At 45.4% G+C, this 10,000-nt stretch carries 11 protein-coding genes; 8 read left to right on the top strand and 3 right to left on the bottom strand.

Annotated elements, in window-relative coordinates:
• Positions 1 to 228 precede the first annotated feature (228 nt).
• The 3 genes from recR to rmuC all read left to right on the top strand — a co-directional run bounded on the left by recR (position 229) and on the right by rmuC (position 2,822).
• The gene (recR, locus tag LDL18_RS00940; protein ID WP_296506205.1) at positions 229 to 825 is read left to right on the top strand and encodes a recombination mediator RecR; all 597 of its coding nucleotides are present in this window, start codon (positions 229 to 231) and stop codon (positions 823 to 825) included.
• Between the two features lie 22 nt (positions 826 to 847).
• Positions 848 to 1,387, top strand: a complete 540-nt coding sequence (gene def / locus LDL18_RS00935) for a peptide deformylase (RefSeq protein WP_296506207.1) — start codon at positions 848 to 850, stop codon at positions 1,385 to 1,387.
• 88 nt (positions 1,388 to 1,475) lie between these two features.
• Positions 1,476 to 2,822 (top strand): DNA recombination protein RmuC, encoded by a 1,347-nt coding sequence (rmuC, locus tag LDL18_RS00930; RefSeq protein WP_296506203.1) that lies wholly within the window; start codon positions 1,476 to 1,478, stop codon positions 2,820 to 2,822.
• 35 nt (positions 2,823 to 2,857) lie between these two features.
• Here the strand turns inward: rmuC and LDL18_RS00925 are convergent, their stop codons facing one another.
• Both LDL18_RS00925 and LDL18_RS00920 read right to left on the bottom strand, forming a co-directional pair.
• Positions 2,858 to 3,094 (bottom strand): hypothetical protein, encoded by a 237-nt coding sequence (locus LDL18_RS00925; protein WP_296506200.1) that lies wholly within the window; start codon positions 3,092 to 3,094, stop codon positions 2,858 to 2,860.
• A 211-nt stretch (positions 3,095 to 3,305) separates the two neighbouring features.
• Complete coding sequence (locus LDL18_RS00920; protein ID WP_296506197.1) at positions 3,306 to 3,506, bottom strand: hypothetical protein; 201 nt, start codon at positions 3,504 to 3,506, stop codon at positions 3,306 to 3,308.
• A 254-nt stretch (positions 3,507 to 3,760) separates the two neighbouring features.
• Between LDL18_RS00920 and queD the strand changes: the two genes are divergently transcribed.
• Both queD and LDL18_RS00910 read left to right on the top strand, forming a co-directional pair.
• A complete protein-coding gene (gene queD / locus LDL18_RS00915; RefSeq protein ID WP_011240688.1) occupies positions 3,761 to 4,117 on the top strand; it encodes a 6-carboxytetrahydropterin synthase QueD in 357 nt (118 codons plus the stop codon).
• Between the two features lie 212 nt (positions 4,118 to 4,329).
• A complete protein-coding gene (locus tag LDL18_RS00910; protein ID WP_296506190.1) occupies positions 4,330 to 5,643 on the top strand; it encodes a UDP-glucose/GDP-mannose dehydrogenase family protein in 1,314 nt (437 codons plus the stop codon).
• A gap of 78 nt (positions 5,644 to 5,721) precedes the next feature.
• Here the strand turns inward: LDL18_RS00910 and purL are convergent, their stop codons facing one another.
• Complete coding sequence (purL, locus tag LDL18_RS00905) at positions 5,722 to 7,926, bottom strand: phosphoribosylformylglycinamidine synthase subunit PurL (RefSeq protein ID WP_296506188.1); 2,205 nt, start codon at positions 7,924 to 7,926, stop codon at positions 5,722 to 5,724.
• A gap of 147 nt (positions 7,927 to 8,073) precedes the next feature.
• On the opposite strand from purL, the gene LDL18_RS00900 reads away from it, so the two are divergent.
• From LDL18_RS00900 to LDL18_RS00890, 3 genes are all read left to right on the top strand, one after another.
• Positions 8,074 to 9,087 (top strand): cysteine synthase A, encoded by a 1,014-nt coding sequence (locus tag LDL18_RS00900; RefSeq protein WP_011240691.1) that lies wholly within the window; start codon positions 8,074 to 8,076, stop codon positions 9,085 to 9,087.
• 69 nt (positions 9,088 to 9,156) lie between these two features.
• Positions 9,157 to 9,519 carry a hypothetical protein gene (locus LDL18_RS00895; RefSeq protein WP_296506179.1) on the top strand — a complete coding sequence of 121 codons (363 nt, stop codon included), beginning with the start codon at positions 9,157 to 9,159 and terminating at the stop codon, positions 9,517 to 9,519.
• Between the two features lie 301 nt (positions 9,520 to 9,820).
• Positions 9,821 to 10,000 (top strand): hypothetical protein (locus tag LDL18_RS00890; protein WP_296506177.1); only part of this gene is annotated, 180 nt, incomplete at its 3' end.

Raw genomic sequence — 10,000 nt, 5'->3', positions numbered from 1 at the left:
CCACTATCTCATGTCCGGCATCAACCAAGGCGTTTAATGTCGGTAGGGCGAAATCGGGGGTTCCCATAAAAATAATTTTCATGTTGCGAGAAAAAGCGCGCATGGCCGCATATTGCAAGCGGTGAATAGCGGTAATTTTACAAATACTTAAAAAATAACCGCATTTTTGGCTTTTTATCCGCCGGAAAGCCCCTACCGATTTTTGTATAAAGGTTTATCTGATAAGAGATGTCTGCTTCTCCTATAGAAAATCTTATCAAGAGTCTGGCTGTTATGCCCGGATTGGGCCCGCGATCGGCAAGGCGGGCGGCGCTCTATCTGATTAAAAAAAGAGAAACCGCGCTTTATAATCTGGCACAGGCCTTGGATGAGGTGCGACAGTCTTTGGTTATTTGTCCTGAATGTGGCAATATTGATAGTTGCAATCCTTGTTCAATCTGTTCCGACCCCAAGCGGGATGATGCCTTGCTGTGCGTGGTTGAAGAAGTGGCTGATTTATGGGCGCTTGATCGGTCGCGTTTATTTGCGGGGCGCTTTCATGTTCTTGGCGGGCGGTTATCGGCCTTGGACGGGATAGCCCCCGAAGATCTGTCGATTGATGCCCTTGTGAAGCGGGTGCAATCGGGAAAAATTAAAGAGGTTGTCTTGGCCATGAATGCCACGTTAGAAGGCCAGACGACCGCGCATTATATAACGGATTGTTTAGAAAAATATCCGGTGAGAATTACCCAATTGGCGCATGGTCTTCCTGTAGGAGGGGAGCTTGACTATTTAGATGATGGCACTTTAGCGCAAGCTTTGCGTGCTAGACGACCTGTATCATGACCTTTATTTTGAGAAAGTAATTATGGCTTTATTGCCCATTCTGGAAGTACCTGATCCGCGTTTGCGTGAAAAATCGACTGTGGTCGAAGTCTTTGATGACAATTTGCAGCGTCTGATCGATGACATGTTTGAAACCATGTATAAAGCCCCCGGCATCGGATTGGCGGCTATTCAGGTCGGTGTTGCCAAAAGATTATTGGTAATTGATTTACAGCAGCCCGAAGAAGAAGGTGGTGAAGCCAAGCGTAAGCCCATGGTCTTTATCAATCCCGAACTGACACCGGAAGGCGAAGAAAAGCGGCTTTATACCGAAGGCTGTCTGTCGGTTCCTGATCAATATGGTGAAGTGAGAAGACCAGCCGTTATCAATGCCAAATGGCAGGATCGTGAAGGCAATGTCCATGAAGAACGAATTGAAGGTTTATTAGCAACCTGTCTTCAGCATGAGATGGATCATCTGGAAGGCATTTTGTTCATTGATCATTTGTCACGGTTAAAGCGTGGTATGTTGATGAAAAAGCTGGTTAAAGAACGCAAATTGCGGGAAGAAGCCTCTTATTAATTACCCCGATAGTCGAAAGAAGTATGCTACCGGAAAGGCTGAATATGGCCATTGATATTCCGGCTTCTTTATTGAAGAGGAAATCGTGATGGCTGTTATTTTGCCTTTTCTTGCTTTTCTGGTTGGGCTGCTTTTCGCGGCCTTACCATTACTGTTTTTTGTCAAACAGCAAAAGGATGAGCTGAACCGATGGCAGAAGCAGGCCGTCGAATGGGCAAAAGCAGAAGAGCAGGCGAGAAGAATACCGGCTTTGGAACAGGCGGTAGAAAGCTGGCGCGAAAAAACCACGCTGTTGATGGCGGAGCAGGCTGCGAATAAGCGTGGCGAAGAAGAACGCGAAAAAGCCTATTGCCAACAAATCGAGCAGTTAAAAGCCACAGAAGAGGCTTTGTCGCAGAAATTTGACAGTTTGGCAGCCAAAACCCTCGAAAAAGCCCATGGTCAATTTTTAGAACAAGCCCAGATGCGTTTTTCTAAATCCGAACGCGAGGGCGAGGCCAAGCTCGAATTATTATTACAACCGGTAAAAGATAGTCTGAAACGCTATGAAGCCTCGGTAAAAGAAGCGGAGCAGTTACGACAGACTGAATATGGCAGTCTGACGGCATTGGTTTCTACTATGAGAGAAGGACAAGAAGCCGTTAAAAATGAGGCCAATAAGCTGGTCAATGCTTTAAGAACAGCGCCAAAAGCGCGCGGATGTTGGGGCGAACAGCAGCTTCGCAATGTCTTGGAAAGCTGTGGTTTAAGTGAATATGTCGATTTTGAAACCGAAGTTAGCGTTAATAGTGAAAAAGGCCGATTAAGGCCGGATGCGATTATCCGAATTCCGAATGGTTCGATTTTGGTCGTGGATTCCAAAGTTTCTTTGAATGCTTATCAAGACGCCTATGATGCGGTCGATGAGGATAAAAGACAGCTTTATTTGCAAGCCCATAGCAAGGCAATCAAAGCGCATATTGATGGATTGAGTCAGAAAAATTATTGGGATCAGTTCAAAGAAGCCCCTGATTACGTGATCATGTTTATTCCGGGGGAGCATTTTTTATCCGCTGCTTTGGAGCAAGACCATAATTTATGGGAATATGCTTTTCAAAAGCGGGTTTTATTAGCAACGCCGACAAATTTGATCGCCATTGCCCGCACGGTGGCTGCTGTTTGGCGGCAGGAAGATATTGCCCATAATGCTCGAAAAATCGGCGAATTGGGCAAGGAATTATATGAGCGGATTTCCAAGGTGGATGCTCATATGCGGGCTTTGGGGAATAGTTTAGAAAATAGCGTTAAAAATTATAATAGATTTGTCGGATCTTTCGAATCCCGTGTTTTGGTAACAGCGCGTAAATTTCGCGAATTGAATATTGAGACCAAAGAGCGGGAAATCAAAGAACCACCCTTGTTGGAAATTACGCCAAGAATAGAGGATAAAGAGTAAAAAAGGGGCTGACCAAAGTCAGCCCCCTTGCCGGATTAACGACCACGATTGTCAGGCGCGCGATCATCACGAGGCGCGCGACGGTCGCCATCACGACCAAGATCGCATTTGGCGAATTTACCGCGATTATCACGGCAGCGTTTTGGCGGAAGGGGTCTTCTAACATCGCATTTGACAAAGCGGCCACGGCCATCGCGGCAGGGTGCGCTGAAAGCAGGGGCAGCAGTAGTAACAACCGCCAAGGCGGTTAAAGCGGAAAGCAGAATACGCATTAAAAAATTCTCCTGAAAGGATCAGCGTAGAAAATGTCATGGGCTGATCTTTTTGTCGATGAAAAAATCAATCCAGAGTGATCCTTCTTTTAGAAGATAATCTATCAGGGTAAGTGCTGGAACAATAAAAGCCGGATATAAATATCCGGCTTTTATCGGGTTGACTATATTCTGCAAAGAGTAGGGTAAGGTAGAATTAGGACATCAGATATCAGCTTTCAGTTTTTGGAGTGTTGGGACTGGGTTCATCATGATGATGCATTCGGTGATCGGAACGGTGATGACAGCATCCTTTTTTGCAATGACACTGACATTTCATTTTTGCTGATTTTGGTGAGGACGCCTGAGCATAGCTTGCCGGTGCCATCGCCAAAATACCCGCTGCAACAAAAAGTGACATTAAATTCCGCATTTTCCTGCCTTCATCATTCTTAGTGGGTATTTGAAATCTAGCAGAGCTTTTCAAGGTTGTCTATTGCAAAATACTCTCATTAGCAATTTTATTAAACATTTATCCTTCACAATAAAAAGTTTGATATTTAGTTTGTTTAAATTAAAGTGAAAAAAGACGCATATTCCGAGGATTTGTCGCTATAAGGCTTATATTATTTTGAGAGTTCCGGTTATTCACCGAAGAATCAACTTCTAACCTGACACGAGAAAAATATGAGAATCACGCAAGCCTTTACTTTCGAGGCCGCGCATCGTCTGCCGCATGTGCCGGAAACCCATCGTTGCCGTCGGTTACACGGCCATAGTTATCGGGTTGAGTTGCGACTGGAAGGGGCGGTTAATCCTGAAACCGGTTTTGTTGTCGATTTTTTTGATGTCGAGCATATCTTTGGCCCTGTGCTGAAACAACTCGACCATTATTGTTTGAATGATATTCCCGGTTTAGAAAATCCAACGGCTGAAAATATTTCCCAGTGGATATGGCGTAAAATCAAAAATGATTTGCCGCTTTTGGCTGCCGTTACTGTTTATGAAACACCTCATTGTTGGGCTGAATATCTGGGGGATTGATCCTTTATATTCATATCCCTGTCACAGTTTTCTTTTTATAAACTGATTTGAGGGCTTTTTAGGAGGTAGATCGGAAGGGGAAGAATTCTTGCTTTCTGAAAAATCTCCAGCCCTTTTATGCCCGTCTTAGAAAAATGACTTTAGCAAAAGACTAAAGAGCAAAACCTGAATAAGGCGCTATCCGTTCAGGTCTGGAGAAGGATAAGAATTTTATGCGCATTACCATGATCGGTTCCGGCTATGTCGGGCTGGTTTCCGGCGCCTGTTTTTCTGATTTCGGTCATAATGTCATCTGTGTTGACCATGACCAAGAGAAGATAGCGCTTTTACAAAAAGGCGTTATGCCGATTTATGAGCCGGGTCTTGCGGATATGGTTGCCAATAACGTTAAGGCTGGGCGACTTTCCTTCTCCAATGATTTGGCTTCTTCTGTTAAAGATGCGGATGCGGTCTTTATTGCAGTGGGCACACCTTCACGTCGTGGTGATGGCCATGCTGATTTATCCTATGTTTTTGCAGCGGCGAAAGAAATAGCGGCTTCTGTTTCAGATAATACGGTGGTGGTCGATAAATCAACCGTTCCTGTCGGGACGGGAGACGAAGTCGAGCGGATCATCCGAGAGATTGCGCCTGATAAAAAAATCTGGGTAGCCTCTAATCCCGAATTTTTACGGGAAGGCGCGGCTATTGGCGATTTTAAGCGTCCTGATCGTATTGTTATCGGGACAGAAAATCCTGAAGCCCGCGAGATCATGCAGGAAATTTATAGGCCGCTTTATCTGAACCAGTCGCCCATTTTATTTACCAGTCGTCGATCGGCTGAATTGATAAAATATGCTTCCAACGCTTTTTTGGCGACGAAGATCACCTTTATCAACGAAATGGCTGATTTATGTGAAGCGGTTGGAGGCGATGTTCAAGATGTTGCCCGTGGGATTGGTGCAGACAATCGTATCGGTTCTAAATTTTTACATGCAGGCCCCGGATATGGGGGATCTTGTTTTCCAAAAGATACCTTAGCCCTTTTAAAAACAGCTGAAAATTTTGCAACACCTCTGCGTGTGGTAGAATCAGTCGTTACCGCCAACAATATCCGCAAAAGAGCGATGGCTCGGAAAGTTTTACAGGCGATTGGGAAAGATATAAGAGGTCAAAAAATTGGTCTCTTAGGGTTAACGTTTAAACCAAATACGGATGATATGCGCGATGCACCTTCTTTAGCCCTTATTCAGGGATTAGAAGATGCAGGAGCGATTATTCATGCCTATGACCCAGAAGGTGTGGCACAGGCGCGGCCGTTATTACCGAATGTTGTTTTTGAAAATGAGCCTTATAAAGTTGCCGAAAATGCCGAGGCTTTGGTGATTGTTACAGAATGGGATGCTTTTCGGGCATTGGATCTAAAGCGGGTCGCTGGATTGTTGAAAAACCCGTTATTGATTGATCTTCGCAATATTTATACTGAAGAAGAGGCGAAAAAAGCTGGACTTGTTTATCATGGCATTGGCCGACCCAGTATAGGGTAAAAATTGAAGTCTGGTGATTGAAAAAAGAAAGGGCTTGGAAAAATCCAAGCCCTTTTTGATATCCGTTTTGACGGTTATTTACTGCATCAATTCGGGCAGAAAAGCCTCATGAGATTTCCGTAATTTTTCCAGTGAAACCGACTGGCTGTTTAAAACCACAGCATCGCCACCAGTGACACCCAAACGGAATACCGGAATACCGGCTTTTTCGGCGGCAGAAACTAAAGCCACGGCGTTGGTCGAGGAGATTAAATAGCGTCCCTGATCTTCACCGAAATAATAGGCATGGTCTGAAATGGCTTTATCATGCGCTTCGACCGTAGCACCGATATTGCCCGCCAAAGCCATTTCAGCCAAAGCAACTGCCAAGCCACCATCGCTGATGTCATGAACAGCGCAAAGCATTCCGTCCTGAATCATCGCACGGATAAAATCACCAGTGGCTTTTTCCTGCGTCAGATCAACGGATGGGGCAGTGCCTTCCTCACGACCGGCTATTTCGCGCAGCCAGATCGACTGACCTAAATGACCTTGACCACTATTACCGACCAGATAGATTTCTTCGCCGGTATTTTTAAAGGCAATCGTTGTGCTATCTCGCCAATCCTGCAAAAGGCCGACACCACCGATTGTAGGCGTTGGCAAAATCGCAAGGTTGCTACCGTCATCTTGACGTGTTTCATTATAGAGTGAAACATTACCTGAAACGATGGGCATATCTAAGGCGCGGCAGGCTTCACCGATTCCTTTAATCGCACCGACAATTTGACCCATAATTTCAGGGCGTTCAGGATTACCAAAATTCAGGCAGTCCGTTGAAGCCAAAGGTAAAGCACCGACCGCCGTAATATTGCGATAACATTCGGCAACAGCCTGTTTCCCGCCTTCTTCGGGATCGGCACGGCAATAGCGTGGCGTGACATCCACACTCATCGCCAAGGCTTTTTCGGTGCCGTGAACTCGGACAACCGCAGCATCACCACCCGGACATTGAACGGTGTCGGCACCAACCATATTATCATATTGTTCCCAGATCCAACGGCGGCTGGCAAGATCAGGAGAACCGACCAAGGTTACCAGATTGTCAGTGATAGAACCGGAAGCAGGAACAGTGCCTAACGCCGTGGCTTTGGGCGTTGCTATCCAAGGGCGATCATAGCAAGGGGCATTATCGGCGAGCGGTGCCAAAGGAATATCGCAAACAATATCCCCTTTCCATGTCAGAACCATATGTTTGCTGTCGGTGACGCGACCGATGATAGCAAAATCAAGTTCCCATTTTTTGAAAATAGCTTCTGCCTCGGCTTCACGTCCGGGCTTTAAGACCATCAACATGCGTTCCTGTGATTCGGAAAGCATCATTTCATAAGGAGTCATGCCTTCTTCGCGGCAAGGCACCCTATCCATGTTTAATTCAATGCCGACTTCACCTTTGGAAGCCATTTCAACAGCAGAGGAGGTGAGACCAGCGGCTCCCATATCCTGAATAGCGACGATGGCATCAGAGGCCATCAATTCCAAACAGGCTTCAATAAGGAGTTTTTCAGAGAAAGGATCGCCCACCTGCACCGTTGGACGTTTTTCTTCGGTATCTTTACCAAAATCGGCAGAAGCCATCGTTGCGCCGTGAATACCGTCACGGCCTGTTTTGGAACCAACATAAACAATCGGATTGCCTGCGCCCGATGCCGCAGAATAAAAAATCTTGTTTGTTTCGGCGACACCAACCGTCATGGCGTTCACCAGATTATTACCATCATAAGACGGATGGAAATTGACTTCGCCGCCAACCGTTGGGACACCAACGCAGTTACCATAGCCGCCAATACCGGCGACAACACCGGAAACCAGATGCGGCGTTTTCGGATGTTTGGGGCGGCCAAAGCGAAGCGCGTTCAAATTCGCAACCGGACGGGCGCCCATCGTGAAGACGTCTCGTAAAATACCACCAACGCCGGTGGCGGCACCCTGATAGGGTTCGATATAGCTGGGATGATTATGGCTTTCCATTTTGAAAATGGCGGCTTGTCCGTCACCAATATCGATAACACCGGCATTTTCACCGGGGCCGCAAATGACTTGCGAACCTGTGGTCGGCAGCTCTCTTAAATGTTTTCTTGAACTTTTATAAGAGCAATGTTCTGACCACATGGCAGAAAAGATGCCTAATTCCACCAAATTAGGCGTTCTGCCCAGTGCCTGCTTAATGGTGTCATATTCTTCGGGGGATAAGCCATGACTGGCCACAGTCTCGGCGGTTATGCTGCTGTTTTCTTCGGTCATATTTTAGCCGATAGCGAAGTGTAACCTTTCTGTCAGCACCCAACCTATCTTTAATGAAAATTATATGCGTTGTTGATACTATTCTATAGAGTTTTCTGTCAAAACCCTGTTTGGCTCCGGCCATAGCTCCGCTATGAAAGAAACGCTATGAACATTGCATCTTCTTCTGTGCCTAAAAAGGCCGAAAATATTCTTTCCATGATTGGCAATACATCGCTTGTCCGGCTGAAAGGCCCCAGCGAACTGACAGGGTGTAATATATATGCCAAATGTGAATTTACTAATCCTGGGGGGTCTATCAAAGATAGAGCTGCTTTGTCGATTATTGAAGATGCAGAAGAGCAGGGGATCATTGAACCCGGCGGCGTAATTGTTGAAGGCACAACAGGCAATACCGGAATCGGACTAACTTTGGTCGGAGCAGCCAAAGGCTATCATACCATTATTGTCATGCCGGAAACCCAAAGTTCGGAAAAGATTGCGACCCTTCAGGCCTTGGGGGCTGAATTAGTTTTGGTGCCGGAAACCTCTTATTCCAATAGCGCCCATTATGTTCATATGTCGCGGCGGTTGGCGCAAGAGACAGATAATGCGATCTGGGCGAATCAGTTTGACAATCTGGCCAATCGGATGGCGCATATTAAAACAACTTCGCAGGAAATTTGGGCGCAGACAGAAGGGCATATTGACGGATTTATCTGTGCAGCCGGAACAGGCGGCACCTTTGCTGGAACCGGATTAGGTCTGAAAGAGCATAATCCCGATATCGTGGTGGCGTTGGCTGACCCTTATGGGGCGGCTTTATATAATTATTATACTAGCGGTGAGTTGCGAGCAGAGGGACATTCTATTGCCGAAGGGATTGGTCAAAGTCGAATTACAGGCAATCTTGATGGCGCACCGGTCGATAACCAGTTTTTAATTAGCGATCAGGAAGGTTTAGCACAAATCTATCAGCTTCTTCAAAAAGAAGGGTTGTCTGTTGGGCTGTCGTCAGGGATCAATATCGCAGGTGCCATTAAACTGGCCAAAGAATTGGGCCCCGGAAAAACGATTGTTACGATTTTGGCTGATTCTGGATTACGCTATCTCTCAACTTTATATAATCGCCATTGGCTGATTGCGCATGATCTGCCTGTTCCAGAATGGCTGGCTAAATAGTTGCTTTCCTTGCCGTTATAATGTTTGAGATATAGTATTCACCTTTCAGGAAGTATCCGATTTTTTCCTATGCCCAGTAAACGCCCCAGATTTCCGGATAACCAAAGCGGTCAACGCATTAAAGTTGGCCTGACCGGTCTTGCGGGTGTGATTTTACTCGTCTCTTTTGCGGCTTTCTTACTTAGTTTGGCACCAAAGGAAGATCAGAGTGCGGCGATGGCGAATAGTGAAGTAGAAATGGATATGAATGGGCGTGTCAATCTGGATGTATTAGAGAAAGATCCGCCCCGTGATCCTCTAGCAGAATTAGGTGTTTCACCCGGAGGCAGTGTTAAGTTGCCTTTGCCTGATTTATCGAGCTTGGCAGCCTCGAATGCTCAAAATATTCCAGTCGGTGAGGATGAGGGCAATCCATCTGAAAATAGACCTTGAGCTAGGGTGATAAATAAAATTACCGCAGAAATCTTTGGTTTAATTTGAGAGTTAAACCTCTGATTGGTTGAATAGACATTCAGCTAATCAGTTAAATAGTATTCAGACATAAATAGATATTAGGCGGTCTATTTAAAAATTTTAGCTAAAATGAGCGTCGTGAATTAGAAAGAAACTATTCTTTTTAGAGAATGCTGACGCTGTTTTATTCCGAGAGGAAGCCTATCATTTTAATGATGTGATCCGCTACAATTCTTTATCTTTTGAAGTGATTTTCCTATCCATAATCAAAAGCATCAAAGTGCAGAAAGCTTTTGTCCTTTTTACCAGAGCAGAAAAATCTTTGTTTTCAGTCCCCATCCCAATATTTTTTATATTTCGTATGAAGAATAATATTTCTTTGGGTATTTCCGTTCATCTTGGAGAAAGGCTATTTTTTCATGACAAAACCAATAACTGTAATAACATATTTGATGCAATA

The organism is Zymomonas sp. (assembly GCF_020216885.1).
Lineage (GTDB): Bacteria > Pseudomonadota > Alphaproteobacteria > Sphingomonadales > Sphingomonadaceae > Zymomonas.
The sequence above is the reverse complement of the archived record's forward strand: the minus strand, read 5'-3'. Positions and strand labels throughout refer to the sequence as shown.